We start from the raw sequence: 24,390 nt of genomic DNA, 5'->3' as shown, positions 1-24,390 counted from the left end.
CGAATCCTCCGTTTGCTCAGCCGTGGGCCGGCGGATTGGACCGGCTCACGTCGTCATCCTGCCGGTCGGGCGAGCCACCCTCCTGGGCGGGCTGTCCCGGTGGGGGATACGGCGGGTACGGCGGGTACGACGGCTGCGCCTGGCCCTGCTGGCCGGAACGACCCTGCCCGCCCGGATAGCCCTGCTGGTGGCCGGCGTGGCCCTGCTGACCGGGATAGGGCTGCGGGCCCGGATAACTGGGCGCCGGTTGCTGCCAATAGGGCTGCTGTGGCGGCTGCGCCGGCGGATGCCAATAGTTCGGCTGCTGCTGCGGTTGCTGCGCTTGCGGCGGCCATCCCGGCGCGCGCCAGCCCGCCGGCGCGCCGTAGTCCGGCTGGGTGGGCCCGTGCGGCGCACCCTTACCGCTGGCCTGACCGCCGTGAGAACCGTTGCCGCCGTTGGCGTTTCGGTCGGCCTCCAGCCGTGCCGCTTCGCTGGCCCGCGCGATGGCCGCCTTGAACGCCGGCTCGGGGGTGGGCGGCGGCCACGGCTCGCCACGCTCGATGGCCAGCTCGCCGGGGGTCTTGATGGGCGGCTTGTCCGACGGGATGCGGCCACCGAAATCGTCGAACATGGTGAGCCGCGGGCGCTTTTCGACGCCCGAGAAGATGCTTTCCAGTTCGGCCCGGTGCAGGGTTTCCTTTTCCAGCAGCTCGCCGGCGAGGGTGTCGAGGATGTCGCGGTATTCGGTGAGGATTTCCCACGCCTCGGTGTGCGCGGCCTCGATCAGCTTGCGGATCTCGTCGTCGATGTCGCGGGCGACCTCGTGCGAATAGTCCGCCTGCGTTCCCATGGTGCGGCCCAGGAACGGGTCGCCGTGTTCCGAACCGTATTTGACCGCACCGAGTTTGGAGCTCATCCCGAATTCGGTGACCATGGCACGCGCGATCTTGGTGGCCTGCTCGATGTCCGACACCGCGCCGGTGGTCGGCTCCCGGAAGACCAGCTCCTCCGCGGCGCGCCCGCCCATGGCAAACACCAACTGCGCGATCATCTCCGAGCGGGTCCGCAGCCCCTTGTCTTCCTCCGGCACCGCCACCGCGTGCCCGCCGGTGCGGCCTCGCGCCAGGATCGTCACCTTGTAGATCGGCTCGATGTCGGGCATCGCCCAGGCCGCCAGGGTGTGGCCGCCTTCGTGGTAGGCGGTGATCTTCTTTTCCTGCTCGCTGATGATGCGGCCCTTGCGGCGCGGGCCGCCGATCACCCGGTCCACCGCCTCTTCCAGGGCGGCGCTGGTGATGACGGTGCCGTTCTCCCGGGCCGTGAGCAACGCCGCCTCGTTGATGACGTTGGCCAGGTCGGCGCCGGTCATGCCGACGGTCCGCTTGGCCAGCCCGGCGAGGTCGGCATCCGGGCCGATCGGCTTGCCCTTGGAGTGCACCTCCAGCACCGCCTTGCGGCCCGCCAGGTCCGGGTTGGACACCGGGATCTGCCGGTCGAAGCGGCCGGGCCGCAGCAGCGCCGGGTCCAGGATGTCGGGCCGGTTGGTGGCCGCGATCAGGATCACGCCGGCCCGCGGGTCGAACCCGTCCATTTCGACCAGCAACTGGTTCAGCGTCTGCTCGCGCTCGTCGTGCCCGCCGCCCAGGCCCGCGCCGCGCTGGCGGCCAACGGCGTCGATCTCATCGACGAAGATGATGCACGGGTTGTTCTGTTTGGCCTGGTCGAACAGGTCGCGTACCCGGGACGCACCGACACCGACGAACATCTCGACGAAGTCTGAGCCGGAGATGGTGAAGAACGGGACGCCGGCCTCGCCCGCCACCGCGCGGGCGAGCAGCGTCTTCCCGGTCCCGGGCGGACCGTAGAGCAGCACGCCCCGGGGGATCTTGGCGCCCAGCGCCTGATAGCGACCGGGGTTCTGCAGGAAGTCCTTGATCTCGTAAAGCTCCTCGACCGCCTCGTCGACGCCGGCGACGTCGGCGAACGTGGTCTTGGGCATGTCCTTGGAGAGCTGCTTGGCGCGCGATTTGCCGAACCCGAAGCCCATCCGGGCGCCGCCCTGCATGCGGGAGAACATCACGAACAGCCCGACCAGCAGCAGCAGCGGCAGGACGTAGACGAGCAGCTCGCCCAGGATGCTGCCCTGGTTGACGACGGTGCTGACCTTCGCGTTCTTGGCGGTCAGCGCGTTGAAGAGGTCGACCGCATACCCGCTCGGGTATTTGGTGATGACCTTGTCGGAGTTGTCCGTGTCGCCATTGCCCTTCTTCAGGGTCAGGCGCAGCTGCTGCTCGCGATCGTCGATTTGCGCGCTTTTGACGTTGTCGCCGTTGATCTGGGACATCGCCACGGACGTGTCGACGGGCTTATAGCCGCGAGTGTCGTCGCTGAAATAGAAGAACGACCAGCCGAGCAGCACCACGACAGCAATCGCCGTGATGGTGCGAATAACGTTTTTCCGGTTCATCAATCATCGGCCTTGCCGGCCAGGTCCTTCCCCGATATACACGCAGCTGGAAAAGTCCAGGCTACCGCCTGTGGCGATCGCCAGCTCCGGCAGCGCCGGGGCGCAGCGGGTCGCCACCATCTGCTCCGCGGCGATCGCCAGCTCCGGCAGCGCCGGGGCGCAGCGGGTCGCCACCATCTGCTCCGCGGCGATCGCCAGCTCCGGCAGCGCCGGGCTGTCCAGTTAACGATTGGCAGTTCCCAGGCCGGCAGGCTCACTCGTAGTAGCGCGCCTCGACCACATTCCCGTCGGGATCGGCGAAATAGAATCCCTGCGGCGCCCAGCCCCGCGCGCCGAAGCTGTGGTTCAGCCGGGCACTGGTGTCCACGCCCTCGGCCTGCAGGCGCGTGTCGAGCGCGTCGTATTCGGCCTTCGACAGGGCAAGGCAGACGTGGTTGACCGGTTGGCCGGCGCTTCCTTCGGCCACCGCGGACGACACCGCACCGGAAGCCATCTCGAGTGGCATCAGGTCGATGATCGAATCCTCGGACACCCGCACGCTGGGGAAAGGCGCCTCGGCGGCCTCGAACTCGGCGAACCGCACCGGTGCCAGCCCGACCACCCTCGAGTAGAAGTCCATCGCCGCGCGCGGATCCTTCGTCCACAGAACTACGTGGTCCAATCGCATGCACAAATTATGCTGCGCGGGGCCAAAGAGACCCTTCTCAGTGCGCAACCGTTGTGCTTTGGTGAGACGGTGCCCCCAACCCAACGGTTAGTAGATACCAATGGTGTGCGGCTGCGGGTGACCGAAGCGGGCGACCGCGGCGCACCCGTGGTGATCCTGGCCCACGGCTTTCCCGAACTGGCCTACTCCTGGCGCCACCAGATAGACGTCCTCGCGCAAGCCGGCTACCACGTGCTGGCGCCCGATCAGCGCGGCTACGGCGGTTCGGATCGCCCGGATGCCGTCGAGGCGTACGACATTCACCAGTTGACGGGCGACCTGGTCGGTTTGCTCGACGACGTCGGCGCCGAGCGTGCCGTGTGGATCGGGCACGACTGGGGTGCCGCCGTGGTGTGGAACGCCCCGCTGCTGCACCCCGACCGGGTCGCGGCCGTCGCCGCGCTCAGCGTGCCCGTGACGCCGCGCCCGCGCGTAGCGCCGACGAAGGCGTGGCGAAAGATGTTCGGCGAGAACTTCTTCTACATCCTTTACTTCCAGGAGCCCGGTGTCGCCGACGCCGAATTGAACGCCGATCCCGCCCGGGTGATCCGTCGCATGATGGGCAGCCTGCGAACCGACGGCAAGGATGCGCTGGTGCGGATGGCCAGCCCCGGTCCGGCGGGTTTCGTCGAACGCCTTGGCGAACCCGACGGCCTGCCGGACTGGATAAGCCAGGACGAGCTCGACCACTACGTCGCCGAATTCTCGCGGACCGGCTTCACCGGCGGCCTGAACTGGTATCGCAATTTCGACCGCAACTGGGAGACCACGCCCGAACTCGACGGCGTCAAGATTTCGGTCCCGTGTCTGTTCATCGGCGGGACGGCCGATCCCGTCCTGTCGTTCACCCGCGCCGACCGCGCTGCGGAGGCGATTTCCGGTCCGTACCGACAGGTGATGATCGACGGCGCCGGGCATTGGCTGCAGCAGGAGCGCCCCGGCGAGGTGAATGCGGCCTTACTGGAATTCCTCAACGGATTGGAGCTTTGATGAGCGCGCCCCTGCGTTTCGGTGTCTTTATCACCCCGTTTCACCCCGTCGGCCAATCCCCAACGGTCGCACTGGAATACGACATGGAACGCGTCGTCGCGCTGGATCGGCTCGGGTTCGACGAAGCGTGGTTCGGCGAACACCACTCGGGCGGCTACGAGCTGATCGCCTGTCCGGAGGTATTCATCGCCGCGGCGGCCGAGCGGACCAAACACATCCGGCTGGGCACGGGAGTGGTCTCGCTGCCCTATCACCACCCGCTGATGGTCGCCGATCGGTGGGTGCTGCTGGATCACCTGACCCGCGGCCGGGTCATGTTCGGAACCGGGCCCGGCGCGCTGCCGTCGGATGCCTACATGATGGGCATCGATCCCGTCGAACAGCGACCGATGATGCAGGAATCCCTCGAGGCCATCCTGGCGCTGTTCCGGGCCGCACCCACCGAACGGATCGACCGCCACTCCGATTGGTTCACCCTGCGCGACGCGCAGTTGCACATCCGGCCCTACACCTGGCCTTACCCCGAAATCTCCACGGCGGCAATGATTTCGCCGTCCGGTCCGCGGCTGGCCGGCGCGCTGGGCACCTCGCTGCTGTCGCTGTCGATGTCGGTGCCCGGCGGCTACGCGGCGCTGGAGACCACCTGGGACGTGGTGCGCGAGCAGGCCGAGAAGGCCGGACGGGACGAGCCCGACCGCGGCAACTGGCGCGTCCTGAGCATCATGCACATCGCCGACAGCCGCGAGCAGGCCATCGACGATTGCACTTACGGGCTGCAGGATTTCGCGAATTACTTCGGCGCCGCCGGGTTCGTCCCGCTGGCCAACAGCGTGGAAGGCACCCAGACCCCACACGAGTTCGTCGCGGACTACGCGGCCAAGGGGAATTGCTGCATCGGCACGCCCGAGGACGCCATCGCCCACGTCGAAGACCTGCTCGACCGCTCCGGCGGCTTCGGCACCCTGCTGATGCTCGGCCATGACTGGGCATCGCCCGAGGCGACGTACCGCTGCTATGACCTGATGGCGCGCAAGGTGATTCCTCACTTCAAACGTCAACTCGAAGCGTCCCGCGCATCGCACGACTGGGCCAGAGGCAAACGTGACCAGTTGATCGGCCGGGCCGGCGAGGCCGTGGTCAAGGCCATCACCGAGCACGTCGACGAACAGAAAGACGCGGTGCACTGATGCGCGCCTCGGTGTTGCGCGACGGTCGCATGGTCTACCGCGACGACGTGCCCGACCCGATCCCCGAAGCCGGGCAGGTGCTCGTCGGCGTGCGGGCATGCGGAATCTGCGGCAGCGACCTGCATTTCGCCGCCCACGGCGCCCAGGTGCTGGAAATGACCGAACGGGCGGCCGGTGGCGGCGGTGGCATGCACGTCGACCTGGACCACGACATCTTCATGGGTCACGAATTCAGCGCCGAGATACTCGAAGCCGGCCCCGACACCGAGACCCATCCACCGGGCACCCTGGTCACCTCGCTGCCGGTGCTGTTGTCCGCCAAGGGCATCGAGCCAATTGTGTACAGCAACAGCACAATCGGCGGCTACTCCGAACGGATGCTGTTGTCCGCGCCGCTGCTGCTGCCCGTCCCCAATGGCCTGGACTTCAAACATGCAGCACTGACCGAACCCATGGCGGTGGGATTGCATGCCGTCAACAAGTCCAACGTCGCGCCCGGGGAGACGGCCCTGGTACTGGGCTGCGGCCCGATCGGGATCGCCATCGTCGCCGCCCTTCGGTCCAAGGGCGTCGAAACCATTGTGGCGGCAGACTTTTCACCGAAGCGACGGGAGCTCGCCACCGCGATGGGAGCTCACCAGACGCTGGATCCGGCGCAGGGCTCGCCCTTCGACAGTGTCAAGCCCGCGGTGGTGTTCGAGGCCGTCGGGGTGCCCGGCATCATCGACGACGTGCTGCTCCGCGCGCGGCCGGGCACCCGACTGGTGGTCGCCGGGGTGTGCATGCAACCCGACACAGTGCATCCCTTCTTCGCGATCGCCAAAGAGATCAACGTGCAGTTCGTGCTCGCCTACACCCCCGACGAGTTCGGCGACTCGCTGCGCGCGCTGGCCGACGGCGACATCGACGTCAGCCCGCTGATCACCGGCGAGGTGGGCCTGGATGCGGTCGGGGCGGCGTTCGACGACCTGGCCGACCCCGAGCGGCACTGCAAGGTTCTCGTCACGCCCTGAAACTTGTCAGTGGGCCCCCTATAATCGAACGTATGTTCGAAGTACCGTCGGATCCCGCCGCTCTGGTGGCGGCGATCGAGTCCACGCATCGGGAGGAGTCGATGCTGGTGGCGCGGCGGTTGGCGGCGGTGGCGGCGCTGCTGCGGCATCGGGTGGCCACTGCCGACGGGGCCGATCGGGAGTACGCCGAGATCGACGGTTTCGAGCAGACCGCCGCCGAGGTCGCCGCGGTGATGAACCTGTCTGCGATGGGTGCCAGTTTTCTGGTGTCGCACGCCGAGGCGCTCGATACCCGCCTGCCGCGGGTGGCGGCGCTGTTGGCCGAGGGGCGAACGGATTGGCGCACGGTGCGTTTGGTCATCACCCGCACCGATCTGGTCACCGACCGGGAGGTGATCGCCACGCTCGATGAGTCATTGGCCGCCCGGATCGGGAATTGGCACGGTTGGTCGCGGCAGCGGATCGTCAACGCCGTCGATGCCGCGGTGCGGGTCGCCGATCCCGACGCCGCCCGGGAGCGTCGGGTGGCCGCCGAGGAGGACCGTTACGTCGCCATCAGCGCCGCGGACAACGGGATGGCCGAGATCCGCGGTTCGGTGGCCGCCGACGCCGCGACGGCCTTTGATCGCCGGCTGTCCCAACTCGCCAAGCAGGTGTGCACGGCCGATCCACGGACGATGGATCAGCGCCGCGCCGACGCACTCTCGGCTCTGGCCGAGGGCCGCCGGCTGGGCTGTGCGTGTGGGCAAGCCGACTGCCCCACCCGGGCCGGCGAGCACACTCGCGAAGGTGAGCCGACCGGGACGCGGGTGGTCGTCAACGTGATGGCCGGCGAACAGACCGTCTACGCCGACGGCGCCGGGCCCGGCTATCTGGAGGGCTATGGGGTCATCGATGCCGAGCAGGTGCGCCGGTTGGCGGCCGCCGCATCGGTGCTGGTGGCCAACCCGGTGACCAGTCCGGTCGAGGCCTTGCGCTATCAACCGCCGGCGGGGCTGGAACGGTTCGTGCGCTGCCGCGACCTGACCTGCCGCTTCCCCGGATGCTCCCGCCCGGCGATGATCTGCGATATCGACCACACCATTCCGTTCAACCATCAAGATCCGCGGGCGGGTGGGCGCACCGTCGCGGAGAACCTGAAATGCCTGTGCCGCCAGCATCATCGGCTCAAAACCTTCGGGGGCTGGCGCGACAAACAGTTGGCCGATGGAACCGTGATCTGGACCTCGCCGACCGGCAACATCTACCGGACCTCGCCGGCGGGTGCGGATCTGTTTCCGGCGGCGCGCGCCCCGGCCTGCGCCGCCCCCGAGCCGAGACGACGCAGCCGATCACGGCAGCGCAGCGCGCGGATCACCCAGGCGCGCACCCACAATCGCGAGCAGCGCCCGATCAACGCGGCCCGCCGCCGGCTCGAACAGGACCGCAAAGACGAGATCGCGGCCCGCAAGTTCCGAAACCACATGCGCGACATGCTGTTCCTGTTCAAGGGAACACCGAGCACCAGCCCCTACTGCACCTGGGTCAACGACCCCCGAGAACCGGAAGAACTGCCCCCGGACTGGGAACCCGACCAACCCACCCTGCAGCCCCTACCCGACGACCCACCCTTCTGACGCGTCACCCACCCGCGGGGGGCTGCGCGATGACCGTGGGCTTGAAACCGTATCGGGGAGTGACGAAGTGGGCCGCGACGCCGCGCCCCGCCCCAGCGGCGGGCACCATCGGCACCCCGCCCACCGCGTTCGTGGCACGTTCGACGGCTCCCGCGGCGGTGGCACCATTGAGCGCCACGGCGATCGGCGGCGCCGGGGCCGCACTCGCCCAGGCGGCGGGCACCGCCAATCCGCCGATCGATGCCGCCTTGCCGACGGCCCCGCCGATCGCGCCGATCGAGCCCAGGCCCGCACCCGAAACGGCGGGAAGGGCCGCTTCCGCGGCCTTGGCGACGCCCTCGGCGGCGGACTTCGCGGCGGGCATGAAGCCCTGCGCGAGACTTTGGATGTCCTTGAACGCCGTGGTGAACAACCGCGTCGGCGAAATCAACCGGATGAAGGCGTCGAAAGGCGTGCTGGCATCGAGGGTTTGCGACCCGGTCAGGCCCTCCAACAGATCCCCCAACGGGCCCCCCACGACAATGCCGTCGCCCTCGGGGTTCATGCCGATCCCGCCGAACGACAGCGTGGGATTGGCCGGCGACGGGGACGTGTTGGTCGGCCCGGCCAGCGCCGACAGGGTCTGGGGCACCGCGTCGAGCCCCTGCGCGCTGTCGCTTCCGCTCGCACCGGCGGCCCGGGCCACCGCGGCGGCCTGACCGGCGACGCCGGCCGGATCCGTGGTGGGCGCCGCCGGTTCGAACGCGGGCAAGGTCGACGCCGCCGCCGACGCGCCGGCATATTCGTACATCGCGGCGGCGTCCTGGGCCCACATCTCGCCGTATTGCGCCTCGGTGGCCGCGATCGCCGGGGTGTTCTGCCCGAGGAAGTTCGTCGCCAACAACTCCATCAGCAACGCCCGGTTCGCCGCGATCACCGCCGGCGCCACCGTTTCGGCGAATGCCGCCTCGTAGGCACCCGCCGCCGCCACCGCTTGGTTCGCCGCCTGTTCGGCCTGTCCGGCCGTGGCGCTCAGCCACGCCACTTGCGGCATGGCCGCGGTGAGCATGGACGTCGCGGCGGGCCCCTGCCATGGGCCGCCCTCGATGCCCGCGATCACCGACCCGTAGGACGAAGCCGCGGAATGCAGGCCGGCGGCCAGGCCACCCCACGCCGCGGCGGCGACCAGTAACGGCCCCGAACCCGGCCCCGAATAGATCAGCGCGGAATTGATCTCCGGCGGCAACTGCGCAAAATCCAGCATCGTGTCCTCGCCTAACCGACCGCGGCGGCGTTGGCGAGTTCCGTGGCGGCATACGAACCGGCGCTGATGCCAAGCGTCGTCGCCAACTGCTCGCGAACCGCCGCCGCCTGCGCACTGATCTCCTGGAAGAGCTGTCCGTGTTGGGAGAACCGGGCGGCCGTCAGGATCGACACCGCATCGGCGGCGGCGGGGGCCACCGCCGTCGTCGCCACGGCGAGCGCCGAATTGTTCTCCTGCACTGCGGCATTGATGCCGTGCAGCTCACGCGAAGCCGCATCGAGAATTTCCGGCCGTGCCGTCAGAAAAGACATGGTGAGTCCTCAAAACCCTTTCAATTAACCAGCTTTCAGCGACGATCACCGGCGCCGAGTCCGACGCTCGTCACGTTAGGCCGGTAACCTCGGGTGATGACAGCCTGCGGCCGGCTATTTCATAACCGGTTGGACAACTATTCATTTAGCTGGACGCGTCCGCTGCGACTCTTTGGATTCGGCATGAATATCGCGGTAATCCAATATGATTGGAGTCATATATGTTCGTATATAAGCGCTCCGCAGCGCCGATTTTGCTTTGCTAGGGGTACCGGTGAGCCGGCGCCGGACGACCCGCCTCCCGACAGAATCCGCCCGCTGGCTATGCTGCCCACGCAGGTATCCGCAGCTTGACGGGACGGAACACCGATGCTGGCGCGCGACGCATTCACCGGCTGACTGCCTTGGCCGCCAATGGTTCCGCTCTGGCGCAGTTCTTGCGCGCGCGCCGCAGCCTGGTCCGGCCCAGCGAGGTCGGCCTGCCTGAGGGCGAACGCCGCAGGGTCGCCGGCCTGCGCCGGGAGGAAGTCGCGGTGCTCGCCGGCATCAGCACCGACTACTACCTCCGCCTCGAGCAGGGCCGCGAAACCAACCCCTCCGATCAGGTGCTCACTTCGATCGCGCGGGCGCTGCGACTGGACGACGACGCCGTGGTGTACATGCGAAACCTCATGCGCCATGGATCGGCCGAGCGCATTGCGCCACTGCAGCAATTGAATCCGGGCCTCCGTGATCTGCTCGACGGTTTTCCACGGGCGGCCGCGATCGTCGTCGACCCCGGCATGACGGTCGTCGTCGCGAACCGGGCGGCGGCGGCGTTGTCACCGCACTTGCGGGTCGGGTCCAACGCCGTGCGGGAACTGTTTCTCGATCCGCGCTCGCCGCAGTTGTACCGCGACTGGAAGTTGCTGACCGCGTGGGCGGTCCGGCTGCTCCGCGCGACGTACGGCCAGCGTCCCGATCCGGCCCTGATCAACCTGGTCGACGAGTTGATCGAGCACAGCCCGCGGTTTCGCCAGCAGTGGGCCCGCCACGATGTCAGGCACGAAGTCGCCGGAGGGTTGGGCATCAACCACCCGGAGGTCGGCGCGCTGCGGCTCAACTACCAGCAAATGGTGCTGCCGGGGACCTGTCACGTGCTGGTGGCTTACTGGGCCGAATCCGGCTCGCCATCGGAGGCCGCCATGCTGCGACTGGGCGCCGGCTGAGCCTGGGTGTCGCACTACCAGGAACAACGCGTCCTGGATGCAAGCGCTCGGCCGCCGCAACATTTGACGCATGAGCCATACTTCCCGTCCGGCTGTCCTGACATGACGCAAGCAACACCCGAAACGCATCCCGGCGCAATGGAACTGGTCGCGGTGCTGGTCGGGTTCATGGCGGGTCCGGTGGCAACACCCGCCCTGATATGGCTCAGCCTGGCCCTGGAGCTGCCCCTGGTGGTGGTCATCGTCCTGCTCGTCGCCATGGTGCTGGTGTCAAACTGGCTCTCGCACATCATTATTCGCATCCACGAGCCGGGCTGAGCCGGGAACCGGGCCACGGCACCGACCACTTGACCGGAAATCCACAACACGGATGGCGGGGCCAGGGGCTAGGGTGCCAGGCATGCCGGTCGCAACCAACGCCTCGAACCTTGTCCGCCGATCGATCGCGGTGGCCGCGGCCGGCCTGACCGTCGCGGCGGCGTCGGCATGCGACGAGCCCAGCCCGTCGCACCCGGGCGCCAACCCGCGCCAGGTAACGGTTTTGGGAACCGGGCAGGTGCAAGGCGTCCCGGACACGCTGACCGCCGACGTCGGTATCGAATTCACCGCCCCCGACGTCACCACCGCGATGAACCAGACCAACGACCGTCAGCAGGCGGTCATCAACGCGCTGCTCGGCGCCGGCGTCGACCACAAGGACATCAGCACCACCGAGGTCACCCTGGCGCCGCAGTACAACAATCCCGGCCCCAGCGGCACGGCCGACATCACCGGATACCGCGCCACCAACGCCGTCGCCGTCAAGATCCACCCACCCGACGCCGCGTCGCGGTTGCTGGCCCTCGTCGTCGGCACGGGCGGCGACGCCACCCGGATCAGGTCGGTCCGCTATTCCATCGCCGACGATTCGCAGCTGGTCAAGGACGCCCGCACGCGGGCGTTCAACGACGCCAAGGGCCGCGCCGAGCAGTACGCCCAGCTGTCCGGGCTCCGGCTGGGCCGGGTGCTGTCCATCTCGGAGGCCACCGGCAACCCCCCGCCGGTCGGGACGCCGACGCCGCGGGCCATGCCGTCGATGGTCCCGCTCGAGCCCGGCCAGCAGACCGTGAACTTCTCGGTCACCGCCGTGTGGGAGCTGGACTGAGCCGGCCGGATGGCGGCGACCCGCCGCGCCCGGCTTCGCCGCGCTTGCGATCGCCGCGAGCTACTGCTGGTAGACCCTGGGGTCCAGGGTGCCGATGTAGGACAAATCGCGATAGCGCTCGTCGTAATCGAGGCCGTAGCCGACGACGAAGTCGTTCGGGATGTCGAAGCCCACGTAGGCGATGTCGACGTGGGCTCCCTTCGCGTCCGGCTTGCGCAGCAGCGTGCACACCTTCAGCGACCGCGGATGCCGCGTTTTGAGGTTGCGCAGCAGCCACGACAGGGTCAGGCCCGAGTCCACGACGTCCTCGACGATCAGGACATCGCGGCCCTGGATGTCGCGGTCCAGGTCCTTGAGGATGCGCACCACACCCGACGAGGACGTCGATGATCCGTACGAGCTGACGGCCATGAATTCGAACTGCGTCGGCACCGGGATCGCGCGGGCCAGGTCGGTGACGAAGATCACGGCGCCCTTGAGCACGGTGATCAACAGCAGGTCCTGGCCGGTCTCGCTCGCGGCGTCGCGGTAGTGCTCCCCGATTTCGCGGCCGAGTTCGGCGATTCGCGCCTGAATCTGCTCCGCCGTCAGCAGGACAGACTTGATATCCCCGGGGTAGAGCTCCGCGGGCTGGGCGGGGGTGATCGCCGAGGAGATCTGGGCCACGCCCACAGAGTGCCACGCCGGCGGGCGGATAACCAACGGCGGCCCCGATATTGCGGTCAGCCGACCGGTTCGCGCCACAGCGTCAAAACGCCGTCGCGGCGGCCCGCGAACAACCGCTCGTCGGGCACGGACGACCCCACCGCCACGCCGCCCTGGCCGCGCCACGCGGTGATCAGGGTGTCGACCCCCCGAATCTGCTTGTCGGTCAGCCCCGTTGCGCCGCCCGCCAGCAGCCAGGCCCGGATCACGCGCCGCCGCACGGGCGCGTCCAGCGTCGCCAGCGCCGAGACCCGTAGCCCATCGCCCGCCTTGGCGCCGGGCAGCGCCCGGGCGGCGAGCGTGTCGATCAACTCGCCGTCCTCCCGCAGCGCGGTCGCGGTGCGGGCCAGCGCCTCGGCGACGCCCCCGCCGAGCACGTCTTCGAGCAGCGGCAACACCTCGGCGCGCAACCGGGTCCGGGTGAAGCGGGGGTCGCTGTTGTGCGGATCGCGCCATGCGGTCAGGCCCAGCTCCCGGCACGCGTCGTGCGTCACCGCACGCCGGACCCCCAACAACGGCCGGCACCACGGCGGATCGTAGGGGCGCATCCCGGCGATCGAGCGCACGCCGGACCCCCGGCCCAGCCCGAGCAGCACCGTCTCGGCCTGGTCGTCGAGCGTGTGGCCGAGCAGCACCGGGCCGTCGTGGTAGGCGGCCAGCGCGGCGTAGCGGGCCGCGCGGGCCGCGGCTTCGGGACCACCCTCCGTGCCGACCTGCACCCGAATCACTTGCGCCGCAACACATCCCAGTGCGACGGCCTGCGCCCGGGCGGCTTCGGCGACGTCGGCCGAGCCGGGTTGCAGGCCGTGGTCCACCACCACCGCGGTGGTGGGCCGCAGCTGGGCCGCCACCGCGGTCAGCGCCAACGAATCCGGGCCACCGGACAAGGCCACGCACCATTGGTCGACGGCGGCGAGGTGCGTCTTGACGAACGCCTCGACCGCCGCGCGCAGCCGGCCTACAGCACCCTGTCGATCCATCGCTGGGGCTCTTCGATCTCGATGGGCAGCGGCAGCGTTTCGGGCCCCGCCCAGATGGCATTGAATCGCGCCATGCCCACCTGGCCCACGACGTGGTCGACGAACGCCTTGCCGCGCGTGTATTGGCTGAGCTTGGCGTCGAGTCCCAGCAGTGCGCGCAGCAAGCGCTGCAGGGGCGGTTGCTTGCGGTGGCGGCGCTCGTCGAAGCGGCGGCGGATGGTGGCCACCGACGGCACGGCGATCGGCCCGACGGCATCCATGACGTGGTCGGCGTGGCCCTCCAGCAGCGTGCCCAGCACGAGCAGCTGATCCAGGGCGTGGCGCTGGGGCTCGGACTGCACCGCCCGCACCAGACCGAGGATGCCCGCCGAGTTGGCGTCGGAGTTCTGATTGCCGCGATTGCGGGCGTAGTCGGCGAGCCGGCTCACCACCTCCCCCAGGTCGTCACCGGCGTCGCGGGTCAGCAGGCCCAGCGCCTGCGACATGTAGTCGGGCAGCCACGGGTTGGCGGTGAACTGCACGCGATGGGTGACCTCGTGCAGGCACACCCACAGCCGGAAATCGGACGGCTCGATCCGAAGCTGCCGCTCGACGGCGATGACGTTCGGGTACACCAGCAGCAGGCAGCCGGCCCTGGCCCCGTTATCGGTGGCGAAGGGGTCGTATTGGCCGAGGATCCCCGACGAGACGTAGGCCAGGACGGCGCCGGTCTGCGCGCCGGTGACCCGGCCCGTGAGAAACCCGCGCGGCTTCTCGGCGCCGTTCATCATCACCCGCATCGACTCGGCCGCGGCGGCGACCCATTCCGGGCGGTCGACGATGCGCGCGGCGGGCACGGCGCCACCCGCGACCAGGCCGGTGACGTCACGGACCAGGGGTTCGGCTTTGGCGGCCGCGTCCACCAGTTCGTCCATCACCTGGCGGCGGGTGTAGTCGCTGGACGGTGGCCCGGGCCGGGCCAGCCGCCGGCCGACCGTGGCCGCGAATTGCCAGTCGACGGCGGTGCCCAGCGTCAGTTCCGACGCCGGCGTCATGAGCACCCGCAGAACCAGAGCCGGGTCGCCAGCGCGTCCATCACGTTGCGGCCGTTGGGGCCCGCGTCGTTGGAGATGAACGCGAAGGTGAGCACCCGGCCGCTGCGGTCGGTGAGCACCCCGGCCAGCGCGTTGATGTTGGTCAGCGAGCCTGTCTTGGCCCGCAGCCAGCCGGCGGGGCCCTGGCTGGTCGAGGCGTCGAGGAACCGGTCGCCGAGCGTCCCACTGCCGGCGGCGATCGGAAGCAGGTCCAGCAGGGCCCGCAGCGACGGCTGGTCGGGCCCGGCGGCGGCCTGCAGCACCCCGTCGAGCGTCTTGGCCGTGAGCCGGTCGTCGACCGAAAGCCCGCTGGAGTCCAGCAGCGCCGCGCCCGCGGTGTCGACGTGGGCGGTGCTCAACCGGTTGGTCACCGCGTCGGCCGCGCCGGCGAAGCTGCGCGGCCGATTGATCGCGGCCGCCACCTCACGGGCGATGCATTCGGCCAGCACGTTGTCGGAGTGGTCCATCATCTCCGAGAGCCGCTGGACCAACGGCGCCGACTGCACGACGGCCAGCTGCCGCGCCCCGGACGGCGCCGTCGCGATCGTCACCGCGGCGGGATCGAGGTTCAGCGCCTTGGCCAGCTCGCGGCCGGCGTCCAGCGCCGGCGTCCGGGACCGCCGGGAGTTGACCGTGGTCGGCTGGATGCGCCCGGCGTCGATCATCACCGACTCGATCGGCGCGATGTCGCCGTTGTCGACGTCGGCGGGATCCCACCCCTGCGCCATCGTCGGGCCGCTGAACGCCGAGGTGTCCACCTGCACCGCGGTCGGGGTCACCCCGCTGCGCCGGATCTGTTCGACGAGGTCGCTGATGCGGGCCGCGCCGCGGTACCAGGTGTCCTGCCCGGGCGGCGCCGCCGAGAGCACCGGATCGCCGGCGCCCACCAGCACGACGGGGCCCTGGGCGTTCTGGCTGCCCGCGACCACCCGGGTGCTGATCCGGGCCTGGCGGTCCAACGTCAGCAGGGCGGCGGCGGCCGTCAGCACCTTGTTGGTCGACGCCGGCACCAGCGGCATGTCGTCGGCCACCTGCCACAGCTCTTTTCCGGTGAGGGCGTCGGTGATCCGGCCGCCGAGCCTGCCCAGGTTGGGATCGCCCGCCACCGGTGCCAGCGCGGCGCCCACGCCGGGCCCGCTGGGTAACTCGGCGGTGTCGCTCACCGGGACCATGCCGGGCTTGACCGTGGGCGCGTGCGGAGGCGGGATCGGGGCGCGCGCGCTGCCCGCGCCGTGCCCGGTCGTGGTGAAAAACGTCGCCGCCACCACCACGGCAGCGACGAACGCCAGCACGCCCAACCCGATCAACACTGGGGTGGATTTTTGCCAGCGAGTACGGGCCATCACTCTCCTGACTGTCTGAACCCATTCTGCCGAATCGGCGCCGATGGGCTCGACTAGGGTGTAGCAGAGCAAAATTGGCCTGCCCATGCAGACACCCAGACAAGGAGCCGACGCGGTGGAATTCGACGTGACCATCGAGATCCTCAAGGGCCAGCGGAACAAATACGAGATCGACCACGAGACCGGACGGGTGCGTCTGGACCGCTACCTGTACACCGCGATGGGCTACCCGACCGACTACGGCTACATCGAGGACACCCTCGGCGAGGACGGCGACCCGCTGGACGCCATGGTGCTGTTGCCGCAGTCGGTGTTTCCCGGGGTGATCGTGGAGGCCCGCCCGGTGGGCATGTTCCGGATGACCGACGAAAAGGGCGGCGACGACAAGGTTTTGTGCGTGCCGGCCGGCGACCACCGCTGGGACCACATCCAGGACATCGGCGACGTGCCCGAGTTCGAGCTGGACGTGATCAAGCACTTCTTTGTGCACTACAAGGACCTGGAGCCGGGCAAGTTCGTCAAGGCGGCGGACTGGGTCGGCCGCGCGGAGGCCGAGGCCGAGATTCAGCGCTCGGTGGACCGGTTCAAGGCCGAGGGGCACTAGCTCGATGGTGGCGACCCGCCGCGCCCGGCTTCGCCGCGCTTGCGATCGCCACTAGCCCGATGGTGGCGACCCGCCGCGCCCCGCTTCGCCGCGCTTGCGATCGCCACTAGCCCGCCCGCGCCCTGCGCCGGTTGCGCAGCAGGCTCCAGCCCAGCGCCGCCCCGATGAAGACCACGCCCACCGAGGCGGTGTCCGCCTCGGGCACCTGCAAACCCGGATCGATGGATCCCAGCATGATCACGGCCAGCGCGCCGATCGCCCAGTGCGCGCCGTGTTCCAGGTAGACGTACCGGTCCAGGGTTTCCTGCTTGACCAGGTAGATGGTGATGGACCGCACGAACATCGAGCCGATCAAGCCGAGCCCGAGCGCGATGACGATCGGGTCCGAGGTGATCGCGAAGGCGCCGGTGACCCCGTCGAACGAGAACGCGGCGTCGAGCACCTCCAGATAGAGGAACAGGGTGAAACCCGCCCTGCCGACCGCCTCGCCGACCGTCATGCCCTCGACGTTGGCCGGCCGGAACGCGCGGCTCAACCCGTTGACCACCAGGTAGGTCACCAGGCCCAGCACCCCGGCGGTCAACACCGTGGCACGCTCGTCGGCCGAATGCGTCAACCGCGAGCCGACGAGCACCAGCGTGGCGCCGGCCACCACCACCGACACCTGGCCGAGTCGCCCGATGCGGGCGAACGGAACCTCAATCCACTTGAGCCACTTGATATCTCGGTCGTGGAAGACGAAATCCAGGAACAGCATCAACAGGAACATCCCACCGAAGGCCGCGATCTGCGGATGGGCGGACAGGATCATCTTCTCGTAGCTCGGCGAGCCGTCCGCGAACTCCAGCGCGCCGTTCGGCGGCGGATGCAGCGCCAGTTCCATCGCCCGAACGGGACCGATCCCCGCGGTCGCCCACACGATGACCAACGGGAACAACAAACGCATCCCGAACACGGCGATGACGATCCCGACGGTCAAGAACATCTGCCGCCAAAACGGGCTCATCCGCTTCAGGATCGCGGCGTTGATGATGGCGTTGTCGAACGACAGCGACACCTCGAGGACGGCCAGCACCAGCAGCAGGAAGAGATCTTCGAGGCCACCGTGGGCGTACCCCAGCACGAGGGCCACCACGGTGAGCAACAGCGAAACACCGAAGACGCGGTAGGCGGCCATGGGTCCTTTCCGACAGCGGCTCACATTAGCGAACCCGAGCGCCGCGCCGGGCGAGCGGTGCGGACACTTACTATTTTCAAATTGTGGCGATACATCGGTGCGGTCCGCTGAAAGCGCTGCCCCGATGACCGAAATCAGCGCCTCGCAGGGGCCGGTGGCGCGCGGCAGCATGGCTCGCGTCGGCACCGCCACCGCCGTGACCGCCCTGTGCGGCTACGGCGTGATCTACCTGGCGGCCCGCGACCTCGCTCCCAGCGGCTTCTCGGTGTTCGGGGTCTTCTGGGGGGCCTTCGGGTTGGTCAGCGGCGCCGCCTTCGGGCTGCTCCAAGAGACCACCCGCGAGGTCCGCGCGTGCGCCTACCTCGACGTCGCGCCGACCAAGCGCACCCACCCGCTGCGGGTCGGCGCGCTGCTCGGGGTCGCCGCGGCCGTCGTGATCGCGGGGACCGCGCCGCTGTGGAGCGGTCGGGTTTTCGTCGAGGAGCGCTGGTTGTCGGTGGCGCTGCTGTGCGCGGGGCTGGCAGGCTTCTGCGTGCACACCACGCTGCTGGGCATGTTGGCCGGCATCAACCAGTGGACCCAGTACGGGGCGCTGATGGTGACCGACGCGGTCATCCGCGTCGCGATCGCGGCGGCCACCGTGGTGCTGGGCTGGCATCTGACCGGCTTCCTGTGGGCGACGGTCGGCGGCGCGATCGCCTGGCTGATCCTGCTGGTGGCCTCGCCGGCCACCCGCGCGGCCGCGCGGCTGCTCACCCCGGGCGGCACCGCGACCTTCCTGCGGGGCGCCGCGCATTCGATCACCGCGGCCGGCGCCAGCGCCATCCTGGTGATGGGTTTTCCCGTGCTGCTGAAGCTCACCAGCGCCGAGTTGGGCGCCGAGGGCGGGGTGATCATCCTGGCCGTCACGTTGACCCGTGCGCCGCTGCTGGTGCCGCTGACGGCCATGCAGGGCAACCTGATTGCGCATTTCGTCGACGAGCGCAGCGACCGGGTGCGCGCGCTGATCGCCCCGGCCGGCATCGTCGCGGGCATCGGCGCGGTCGGGGTGCTGGCCGCGGGCGCCGTGGGCCCCTGGCTGTTGCGATTCGCCTTCGGGCCGCAGTACCACGCCAGCAGCGCCCTGCTGGCGTGGCTGACCGCGGCCGCGGTGGCGATCGCCATGCTGACGCTGACCGGCGCCGCCGCGGTGGCCGCCGCGCTGCACCGCGCCTACTCGCTGGGCTGGGTCGGCGCCACGGTCGCGTCGGGTTTGCTGCTGTTGCTGCCGCTGTCCCTGCAGACCCGCACCGTGGTCGGATTGCTGTGCGGGCCGCTGGTGGGCATCGGTGTCCATCTGGTGGCGCTGTCGCGCGCCGGACGCGCAACGGGCTGATCTGGCCTGCACCAGCGTGTACCTTGTGGGCTTAGATGGGTACGGAAACGCAATATTCGGTCGTCTGGGTCGTCATTCCCGCCTTCAACGAAGCAGCTGTCATCGCCGAGGTGATAGCCGACGTGCGCTCGGTATTCGACCACGTCGTCTGCGTGGACGACGGCAGCGCCGACGGCACCGGTGAGATCGCCCGGCGCGCGGGCGCTCACCTGGTTCGCCATCCCATCAACCTCGGGCAGGGGGCGGCCATCCAGACCGGCGTCGAGTACGCCCGCAAGCAGCCCGGGGCCGAGGTTTTCGCCACGTTCGACGCCGACGGCCAGCATCGCGTCAAGGATCTCGCCGCCATGGTCGACCGGCTGCGCGGCGGGGACGTCGACGTGGTCATCGGGACCCGGTTCGGCACCCAGCAGGTCGCGCGGCCGCCGCTGCTGAAACGGATCGTGCTGCAGACCGCCGCGCGGTTGAGCCGGCGCGGTCGCCGGCTCGGGCTGACCGACACCAACAACGGCCTGCGGGTGTTCAACAAGAAGGTCGCCGACGGGCTGGACATCACGATGAGCGGCATGAGCCACGCCAACGAGTTCATCATGCTGATCGACGAAAACCATTGGCGCGTCGCCGAAGAACCGGTCGAGGTGCTCTACACCGAATACTCGAAGTCGAAGGGGCAGCCGCTGCTCAACGGCGTCAACATCATCTTCGACGGGTTCCTGCGAGGGAGGACACCATGAACTGGATCCAGGTGCTGCTGATCGGATCGATCGTCGCGCTGCTGGTCTATCTGCTGCGGTCGCGCCGCAACGCGCGGTCCCGGGCCTGGGTCAAGGTCGGCTATGTGGTGTTCGTGCTGGCCGGCATCTACGCCGTGCTGCGGCCCGACGACACCACCGTCGTGGCGCAGTGGTTCGGGGTGCGCCGCGGCACCGACCTGATGCTGTACGCGCTGGTCATGGCCTTCTGTTTCACCACGCTCAGCACCTACATGCGGTTCAAGGACTTGGAGTTGCGCTACGCGCGGCTGGCCCGGGCGATCGCGTTGGATTCCGCGCAGGCGCCCGAGGCTAGCTAGCCGGCGTGCGTCCGCCGGAAGTAATCCACCGTGCGGCGCACACCCTCGGTCAGCTCGACCTTCGGTCGCCAACCCAAAACCTCTGCGGCCGAACCGATGTCGAGGCAGGATCGCTTGAGGTCACCGAGCCTGGGCGGCGCGAACTCCGGGTCGTCGGGCCCCCCGACGGCCGCGGCCACCGCCGTATGCAGTTGCCGGTCCGAGGTTTCGACGCCGGTGCCGATGTTGAAACGCTGCCCGCCGCCGGCGTCCCCGGACGCCTTGACGAACGCGTCCACCACGTCGTCGACGAAAACGTAGTCGCGAGTGTTGCCGCCGTCACCGAAAACCTTGGTGGGCTTACCCGATAGCAGCGCCTGAGCAAAGATCGCCACCACGCCGGCCTCCCCGTGCGGGTCCTGGCGGGGGCCGTAGACGTTGGCCGGCGCGATGTGTGAGCAGTCCAGGCCGTAGAGGTGGCGGAAGGTGTTCAGGTAGAGCTCGCCGGCCACCTTCCCGGCGGCATACGGCGAAGCCGGATCGGTCGGCACCGTCTCGGGCGTCGGGTACCGCGGCGGGACGCCGTAGATCGAGCCGCCCGAGGACGTGTGCACGACCTTGCGCACCCCCGCCCGGCGCGCGGCCTCGGCCAGGCGCACCGTGCCGATCACGTTGACCGAGGCGTCGAACTGCGGGTCCGCCACCGAGTGCCGCACGTCGATCTGGGCGGCGAGGTGAAACACCACCTCCGGGCGGTGCTCGTCGAGGATGGCCTCCAGATCCGCGGTCACGATGTCGGCCTCGACGAAGACGTGTGCCGGGTTGTCGGCCAGGTGCTCGAGGTTGCTCGCGCGGCCGGACGCGAAGTTGTCCAGCCCCACGACCGTGTGGCCGTCGCCCAACAGGCGGTCGACTAGCGTCGAGCCGATGAATCCGGCTGCCCCGGTAACCAGTGCACGCACCGGCCCACCATACATAGCGGCGGCGGCCGCGGCGCTCATCGCGGTGCAGCTGGCGGTCCGCGCGGCGCTGGCGTTCGGGGGCTATTTCTATTGGGACGACCTGATTCTGATCGGCAAGGCCGGCACGCATAACCTGCTCGCGCCGTCGTACCTGTTCCACGATCACGACGGCCACGTCATGCCGGCGGCATTCCTGCTCGCGGGCACCATCATCCGGCTGGCGCCGCTGGACTGGACCTGGCCGGCGGTCAGCCTGGTGGCGCTGCAGCTGCTGGCGTCGCTGGCGTTGCTGCGCGCGCTGCACGCCATCTTGGGCTGGCGACCGGTGTTGCTGATCCCGTTGACGTTCGCGTTGTTCACCCCGCTCGGCGTGCCCGGGTTCGCCTGGTGGGCGGCGGCGCTGAACTCGCTGCCGATGCTGGCGGCGCTGGCCTGGGTGTGCGCCGACGCCGTCCTGCTGGTGCGCACCGGCAACCGGCGCTACGCGGTGACCGGGGTGCTCGTCTACTTCGGCGGGCTGCTGTTCTTCGAAAAGGCCGCGGTGATCCCGTTCGTCGCGTTCGCGGTCGCCGCGCTGCTGCGCCACGTGACCGGTGACGGGGGGCTGGGATCGGCGCTGGCGGCGGTGTGGCGGGCCGGCGCGCGGTTGTGGGTCGCGGCGCTGGCGCTCACCGCCGCCTGGGTGGTGCTCTATCTGGCCGTGGTCAATCAGCGGCGGTGGAGTTCCGACCTGTCGATGACGAGGCGGCTGCTGGCGCGATCGATCACGCACGGCATCGTGCCGGGGCTGGCCGGTGGCCCCTGGCACTGGGACCGGTGGGCGCCGGCCTCGCCCTGGGCCACGCCCCCGCCGTCGGTGATGGCGCTCGGCTGGCTGGTGTTGGGCGGCGCGCTGGCGGTGTCGCTGGCGCGCAAGCGGCGCATCGGGCCGGTGTGGGCGACCGCCGCCGGCTACGCCGTGGCCTGCCAGGTGCCGATCTACCTGATGCGCTCGTCGAAGCAGACCGCGCTCGAACTCGCGCAGACGCTGCGGTATTTCCCCGACCTCGTCGTGGTGCTGGCGCTGCTGGCCGCCGTCGCGCTGTGCGCCCCGAACCGCCCGGCGGGGCGGGGCTGGCTCGACGCGTCGCCGAAACGCGCCGCGGTGACCGCGGGTTTGGCGGTGTTGTTCGTCGCCAGCAGCCTGCACTCGACGGCCACGTTCTTGACCAGCTGGCGGGACAACCCGGCCCAGCCCTATCTGCAGAATGCCCAGGCGTCGCTGGCCGCGGTCCATGCCGCCTCCGACGCGCCGCTGCTGGACCAGGAGGTCGATCCGCTGGTGCTGCAACGGGTGGCCGCACCGGAGAATCTGGCCAGCCACATGTTCGCCCTGCTGCGCGACAGGCCCGAATTTGCGCCCGCCACAACGCAATTGCGCATGCTGGACAGCTCCGGCCACCTGATCAAGGCGCGGGTGACCTGGGTTCGCACCATCGCGCCGGGGCCGATGCCGCGATGCGGCTATTTCGCGCAGCCGGACAAACCCGCGCGCCTGGCCCTCGACGGGCCGCTGTTGCCCGCCGACTGGACCGTCGAGCTGAACTACCTGGCCAACAGCGACGGGTCGATGACGCTGTCGATGACGCAGGGGCCCGAGGTCAAAGTGCCGGTGCATCCCGGCCTCAACCGGGTCTTCGCGCGCCTGCCGGGCGCCGGGGACGCGATCACCGTGCGGGCCAACACCGCCGCGCTGGCGTTGTGCATCGCGTCGGGTCCGGTGGGTTTTCTGGCCCCGGCCTGACCCGGGAAGAAATGGAGCCGCCTAGGAGAATCGAACTCCTGACCTATTCATTACGAGTGAATCGCTCTACCGACTGAGCTAAGGCGGCTGGTGCCCACACGCCGGGCGGCACGAGTCTACGGCAGGCGGGCGGGCACCACGAAATCAGTCGCGCGGTTCCTGGGCGCGCAGTTGCTGGCCGATCGTGGCGACCATGGCGTCGACGGCGAACTTCGGCTTGACGTTGATCGCCAGCGCCTCGCGGCACTCGAGAACCGCCTCGATGCAGCGCAGCAGCCGGTCGGGCGGGGCATGCGCGGCCAGCGCCGCGACCTTCTCGGCCATGTCCGGATGGTTGGCCCGCACCGCCCCGCCGTTCGCGGCGGCCAGGAGCGCATCCCGGAAATAGGTCGCCAGGTCGATCAGCGCCCGGTCCAGCGCGTCGCGCGAGGCCCGCGTCTGGCGCGACTTCTGCCGCCGCTCAAGGTCTTTGATCGCCCCGGCCGCGCCGCGCATCGCGCCCGCGGTGCCCTTGCCGGTCCCGCCGGCGCCGAGGGCCGTGCGCAGCTCCTCGGTCTCGGCCTCGGCGCGGTCCGCGGTCAGCACCACCGCCTCGGCCTCGGCCGCGGCCACCAACTCCTCGGCGGCGGCGTAGGCCCGCGACGGGGTCGCGGCGTCGCGTACCAGTCCCAGCGCCCGCTCCCGGCGCGCGCGGGCCTCCGGGTCGGTGGCCAGCCGGCGCGCCCGGCCCACGTGGCCGCCGCTGACCGACGCCGCCCAGTCCGCGGTTTCGGGACTCAGGCCGTCGCTGTCCACCAGCACCCGGGCGATCGCCTCGGTCGACGGCGTCACCAGCGCCACGTGCCGGCACCGCGACCGCAGCGTGATGGCGATGTCCTCGGGATCCACCGACGGCGCGCACAGCAGGAACACCGTCGACGGCGGCGGCTCCTCGACGACCTTCAGCAGCGCGTTGGCGGCGCCCTCGGTCAACCGGTCGGCGTCTTCGATCACCACGATCTGGCGATGCCCGGTGGCCGGGCGCCGCGACGCGATCTGCACGATCGCGCGCATCTCGTCGACGCCGATGGACAGGCCCTCGGGGATCACCCGGCGCACGTCGGAGTGCGTGCCGGCCATGGTCGTCGTGCACGCGTGGCAGCGCCCGCAGCCCGGGCCCCCGTCTTCGACGGTGGAGGTGCATTGCAGCGCGGCCGCGAAGCACAGCGCGGCCACCGAGCGCCCCGAGCCGGGCGGACCGGTGATCAGCCAGGCATGTGTCATAGTCCCGGCGCCCGCCTCGCTGTGGGCTGGGTCACCGCGGGAGGCTCTGGCGGCGGCGAGCAGCTCGGCCGTCACCGCGTCTTGGCCTACCAGCCGCGCAAACACCCCGGACATCATCGGTAACAGTAGACAGCCAGGCCGACAGATACCGATCGGCTACCGTACCGCGACCATTCCGTGATCTTTGCGGTCGTCGGGGCCCCCCGC

General features: G+C 69.7%; 24 protein-coding genes and 1 tRNA gene. 13 read left to right on the top strand and 12 right to left on the bottom strand.

Annotated elements, in window-relative coordinates:
- Positions 1 to 16 precede the first annotated feature (16 nt).
- Entirely contained in the window at positions 17 to 2,449 is a 2,433-nt protein-coding gene (gene ftsH / locus OCU_RS27255) for an ATP-dependent zinc metalloprotease FtsH (protein WP_014378980.1), read from the bottom strand.
- A gap of 70 nt (positions 2,450 to 2,519) precedes the next feature.
- Here ftsH and OCU_RS51365 point away from each other — a divergent pair, with 70 nt between their 5' ends.
- On the top strand, positions 2,520 to 2,675 hold the full coding sequence (locus OCU_RS51365; protein ID WP_165576442.1) for a hypothetical protein: 156 nt from the start codon (positions 2,520 to 2,522) through the stop codon (positions 2,673 to 2,675).
- A gap of 27 nt (positions 2,676 to 2,702) precedes the next feature.
- On the opposite strand, the gene OCU_RS27250 is transcribed toward OCU_RS51365, so the two are convergent.
- The gene (locus tag OCU_RS27250) at positions 2,703 to 3,116 is read right to left on the bottom strand and encodes a VOC family protein (protein WP_014378978.1); all 414 of its coding nucleotides are present in this window, start codon (positions 3,114 to 3,116) and stop codon (positions 2,703 to 2,705) included.
- A 51-nt stretch (positions 3,117 to 3,167) separates the two neighbouring features.
- Between OCU_RS27250 and OCU_RS27245 the strand changes: the two genes are divergently transcribed.
- From OCU_RS27245 to OCU_RS27230, 4 genes are read left to right on the top strand one after another with little or no spacing between them, the layout of a single operon-like run.
- On the top strand, positions 3,168 to 4,145 hold the full coding sequence (locus OCU_RS27245; protein WP_225331466.1) for an alpha/beta fold hydrolase: 978 nt from the start codon (positions 3,168 to 3,170) through the stop codon (positions 4,143 to 4,145).
- Positions 4,145 to 5,332: an LLM class flavin-dependent oxidoreductase gene (locus OCU_RS27240; protein ID WP_014378976.1), complete on the top strand. Its 1,188-nt coding sequence runs from the start codon at positions 4,145 to 4,147 to the stop codon at positions 5,330 to 5,332. Before OCU_RS27245 ends, OCU_RS27240 begins: the two co-directional genes overlap by 1 nt.
- Positions 5,332 to 6,345, top strand: a complete 1,014-nt coding sequence (locus OCU_RS27235; protein WP_014378975.1) for a zinc-binding dehydrogenase — start codon at positions 5,332 to 5,334, stop codon at positions 6,343 to 6,345. Before OCU_RS27240 ends, OCU_RS27235 begins: the two co-directional genes overlap by 1 nt.
- Before the next feature lie 32 nt (positions 6,346 to 6,377).
- Positions 6,378 to 7,961, top strand: coding sequence for an HNH endonuclease signature motif containing protein (locus OCU_RS27230; RefSeq protein ID WP_014378974.1), 1,584 nt, complete (start codon positions 6,378 to 6,380; stop codon positions 7,959 to 7,961).
- Between the two features lie 4 nt (positions 7,962 to 7,965).
- Here the strand turns inward: OCU_RS27230 and OCU_RS27225 are convergent, their stop codons facing one another.
- Positions 7,966 to 9,204, bottom strand: coding sequence for a PPE family protein (locus OCU_RS27225; RefSeq protein ID WP_014378973.1), 1,239 nt, complete (start codon positions 9,202 to 9,204; stop codon positions 7,966 to 7,968).
- 11 nt (positions 9,205 to 9,215) lie between these two features.
- The gene (locus OCU_RS27220) at positions 9,216 to 9,515 is read right to left on the bottom strand and encodes a PE family protein (protein ID WP_014378972.1); all 300 of its coding nucleotides are present in this window, start codon (positions 9,513 to 9,515) and stop codon (positions 9,216 to 9,218) included.
- Between the two features lie 404 nt (positions 9,516 to 9,919).
- Here OCU_RS27220 and OCU_RS27215 point away from each other — a divergent pair, with 404 nt between their 5' ends.
- From OCU_RS27215 to OCU_RS27205, 3 genes are all read left to right on the top strand, one after another.
- Entirely contained in the window at positions 9,920 to 10,723 is an 804-nt protein-coding gene (locus tag OCU_RS27215; RefSeq protein ID WP_014378971.1) for a helix-turn-helix domain-containing protein, read from the top strand.
- Between the two features lie 102 nt (positions 10,724 to 10,825).
- A complete protein-coding gene (locus OCU_RS27210) occupies positions 10,826 to 11,041 on the top strand; it encodes a hypothetical protein (RefSeq protein WP_014378970.1) in 216 nt (71 codons plus the stop codon).
- Between the two features lie 82 nt (positions 11,042 to 11,123).
- A complete protein-coding gene (locus OCU_RS27205) occupies positions 11,124 to 11,867 on the top strand; it encodes an SIMPL domain-containing protein (protein ID WP_009954304.1) in 744 nt (247 codons plus the stop codon).
- Positions 11,868 to 11,927: 60 nt separating this feature from the next.
- On the opposite strand, the gene hpt is transcribed toward OCU_RS27205, so the two are convergent.
- Genes hpt through dacB form a run of 4 tightly spaced genes read right to left on the bottom strand, consistent with a single transcriptional unit; the run spans position 11,928 to position 15,968 of the window.
- On the bottom strand, positions 11,928 to 12,539 hold the full coding sequence (hpt, locus tag OCU_RS27200) for a hypoxanthine phosphoribosyltransferase (protein ID WP_008263453.1): 612 nt from the start codon (positions 12,537 to 12,539) through the stop codon (positions 11,928 to 11,930).
- Between the two features lie 50 nt (positions 12,540 to 12,589).
- Positions 12,590 to 13,552, bottom strand: a complete 963-nt coding sequence (gene tilS, locus OCU_RS27195) for a tRNA lysidine(34) synthetase TilS (RefSeq protein WP_014378969.1) — start codon at positions 13,550 to 13,552, stop codon at positions 12,590 to 12,592.
- Complete coding sequence (locus tag OCU_RS27190; RefSeq protein ID WP_014378968.1) at positions 13,531 to 14,586, bottom strand: zinc-dependent metalloprotease; 1,056 nt, start codon at positions 14,584 to 14,586, stop codon at positions 13,531 to 13,533. The genes tilS and OCU_RS27190 overlap by 22 nt, the downstream gene beginning before the upstream one ends.
- A complete protein-coding gene (gene dacB, locus OCU_RS27185; RefSeq protein WP_029384489.1) occupies positions 14,583 to 15,968 on the bottom strand; it encodes a D-alanyl-D-alanine carboxypeptidase/D-alanyl-D-alanine endopeptidase in 1,386 nt (461 codons plus the stop codon). Before dacB ends, OCU_RS27190 begins: the two co-directional genes overlap by 4 nt.
- A 115-nt stretch (positions 15,969 to 16,083) precedes the next feature.
- Here dacB and OCU_RS27180 point away from each other — a divergent pair, with 115 nt between their 5' ends.
- Positions 16,084 to 16,572, top strand: a complete 489-nt coding sequence (locus OCU_RS27180) for an inorganic diphosphatase (protein ID WP_008263447.1) — start codon at positions 16,084 to 16,086, stop codon at positions 16,570 to 16,572.
- 106 nt (positions 16,573 to 16,678) lie between these two features.
- On the opposite strand, the gene OCU_RS27175 is transcribed toward OCU_RS27180, so the two are convergent.
- Complete coding sequence (locus OCU_RS27175) at positions 16,679 to 17,749, bottom strand: DUF475 domain-containing protein (protein ID WP_014378967.1); 1,071 nt, start codon at positions 17,747 to 17,749, stop codon at positions 16,679 to 16,681.
- Between the two features lie 124 nt (positions 17,750 to 17,873).
- On the opposite strand from OCU_RS27175, the gene OCU_RS27170 reads away from it, so the two are divergent.
- The 3 genes from OCU_RS27170 to OCU_RS27160 are packed head-to-tail and all read left to right on the top strand — an operon-like array spanning position 17,874 to position 20,196.
- Entirely contained in the window at positions 17,874 to 19,124 is a 1,251-nt protein-coding gene (locus OCU_RS27170) for a hypothetical protein (RefSeq protein ID WP_014378966.1), read from the top strand.
- A gap of 35 nt (positions 19,125 to 19,159) precedes the next feature.
- Positions 19,160 to 19,858: a glycosyltransferase family 2 protein gene (locus OCU_RS27165; protein WP_014378965.1), complete on the top strand. Its 699-nt coding sequence runs from the start codon at positions 19,160 to 19,162 to the stop codon at positions 19,856 to 19,858.
- Entirely contained in the window at positions 19,855 to 20,196 is a 342-nt protein-coding gene (locus OCU_RS27160; RefSeq protein WP_009953616.1) for a DUF2304 domain-containing protein, read from the top strand. Before OCU_RS27165 ends, OCU_RS27160 begins: the two co-directional genes overlap by 4 nt.
- Here the strand turns inward: OCU_RS27160 and OCU_RS27155 are convergent.
- Entirely contained in the window at positions 20,193 to 21,137 is a 945-nt protein-coding gene (locus OCU_RS27155) for an NAD-dependent epimerase/dehydratase family protein (protein WP_085981097.1), read from the bottom strand. The genes OCU_RS27160 and OCU_RS27155 overlap by 4 nt on opposite strands.
- Here OCU_RS27155 and OCU_RS27150 point away from each other — a divergent pair.
- Positions 21,103 to 22,920: a hypothetical protein gene (locus OCU_RS27150; RefSeq protein WP_225332012.1), complete on the top strand. Its 1,818-nt coding sequence runs from the start codon at positions 21,103 to 21,105 to the stop codon at positions 22,918 to 22,920. The genes OCU_RS27155 and OCU_RS27150 overlap by 35 nt on opposite strands.
- Positions 22,921 to 22,932: 12 nt before the next feature.
- On the opposite strand, the gene OCU_RS27145 is transcribed toward OCU_RS27150, so the two are convergent.
- Both OCU_RS27145 and OCU_RS27140 read right to left on the bottom strand, forming a co-directional pair.
- Positions 22,933 to 23,008 (bottom strand) — tRNA-Thr (locus tag OCU_RS27145).
- A gap of 56 nt (positions 23,009 to 23,064) precedes the next feature.
- On the bottom strand, positions 23,065 to 24,297 hold the full coding sequence (locus OCU_RS27140; protein ID WP_085981096.1) for a DNA polymerase III subunit delta': 1,233 nt from the start codon (positions 24,295 to 24,297) through the stop codon (positions 23,065 to 23,067).
- Between the last annotated feature and the right edge of the window lie 93 nt (positions 24,298 to 24,390).

The sequence above is a fragment of the Mycobacterium intracellulare ATCC 13950 genome (assembly GCF_000277125.1).
Classification (GTDB): Bacteria; Actinomycetota; Actinomycetes; order Mycobacteriales; family Mycobacteriaceae; genus Mycobacterium; species Mycobacterium intracellulare.
Note: the sequence above shows the minus strand (reverse complement) of the source record. Positions and strands in the feature narration are given on the sequence as shown.

Excerpts from the sequence above, each read along its gene's own strand:
- OCU_RS27220 (WP_014378972.1), bottom strand. The coding sequence starts at position 9,515 with ATGTCTTTTCTGACGGCACGGCCGGAAATTCTCGATGCGGCTTCGCGT.
- OCU_RS27225 (WP_014378973.1), bottom strand. The coding sequence starts at position 9,204 with ATGCTGGATTTTGCGCAGTTGCCGCCGGAGATCAATTCCGCGCTGATC.
- OCU_RS27140 (WP_085981096.1), bottom strand. The coding sequence starts at position 24,297 with ATGTCCGGGGTGTTTGCGCGGCTGGTAGGCCAAGACGCGGTGACGGCC.
- OCU_RS27175 (WP_014378967.1), bottom strand. The coding sequence starts at position 17,749 with ATGGCCGCCTACCGCGTCTTCGGTGTTTCGCTGTTGCTCACCGTGGTG.
- OCU_RS27150 (WP_225332012.1), top strand. The coding sequence starts at position 21,103 with ATGAATCCGGCTGCCCCGGTAACCAGTGCACGCACCGGCCCACCATAC.
- OCU_RS27210 (WP_014378970.1), top strand. The coding sequence starts at position 10,826 with ATGACGCAAGCAACACCCGAAACGCATCCCGGCGCAATGGAACTGGTC.
- OCU_RS27230 (WP_014378974.1), top strand. The coding sequence starts at position 6,378 with ATGTTCGAAGTACCGTCGGATCCCGCCGCTCTGGTGGCGGCGATCGAG.
- OCU_RS27170 (WP_014378966.1), top strand. The coding sequence starts at position 17,874 with ATGACCGAAATCAGCGCCTCGCAGGGGCCGGTGGCGCGCGGCAGCATG.
- OCU_RS27205 (WP_009954304.1), top strand. The coding sequence starts at position 11,124 with ATGCCGGTCGCAACCAACGCCTCGAACCTTGTCCGCCGATCGATCGCG.
- dacB (WP_029384489.1), bottom strand. The coding sequence starts at position 15,968 with ATGGCCCGTACTCGCTGGCAAAAATCCACCCCAGTGTTGATCGGGTTG.
- OCU_RS27160 (WP_009953616.1), top strand. The coding sequence starts at position 19,855 with ATGAACTGGATCCAGGTGCTGCTGATCGGATCGATCGTCGCGCTGCTG.
- ftsH (WP_014378980.1), bottom strand. The coding sequence starts at position 2,449 with ATGAACCGGAAAAACGTTATTCGCACCATCACGGCGATTGCTGTCGTG.
- OCU_RS27250 (WP_014378978.1), bottom strand. The coding sequence starts at position 3,116 with ATGCGATTGGACCACGTAGTTCTGTGGACGAAGGATCCGCGCGCGGCG.
- tilS (WP_014378969.1), bottom strand. The coding sequence starts at position 13,552 with ATGGATCGACAGGGTGCTGTAGGCCGGCTGCGCGCGGCGGTCGAGGCG.
- OCU_RS27190 (WP_014378968.1), bottom strand. The coding sequence starts at position 14,586 with ATGACGCCGGCGTCGGAACTGACGCTGGGCACCGCCGTCGACTGGCAA.
- OCU_RS27165 (WP_014378965.1), top strand. The coding sequence starts at position 19,160 with ATGGGTACGGAAACGCAATATTCGGTCGTCTGGGTCGTCATTCCCGCC.
- OCU_RS27235 (WP_014378975.1), top strand. The coding sequence starts at position 5,332 with ATGCGCGCCTCGGTGTTGCGCGACGGTCGCATGGTCTACCGCGACGAC.
- OCU_RS27240 (WP_014378976.1), top strand. The coding sequence starts at position 4,145 with ATGAGCGCGCCCCTGCGTTTCGGTGTCTTTATCACCCCGTTTCACCCC.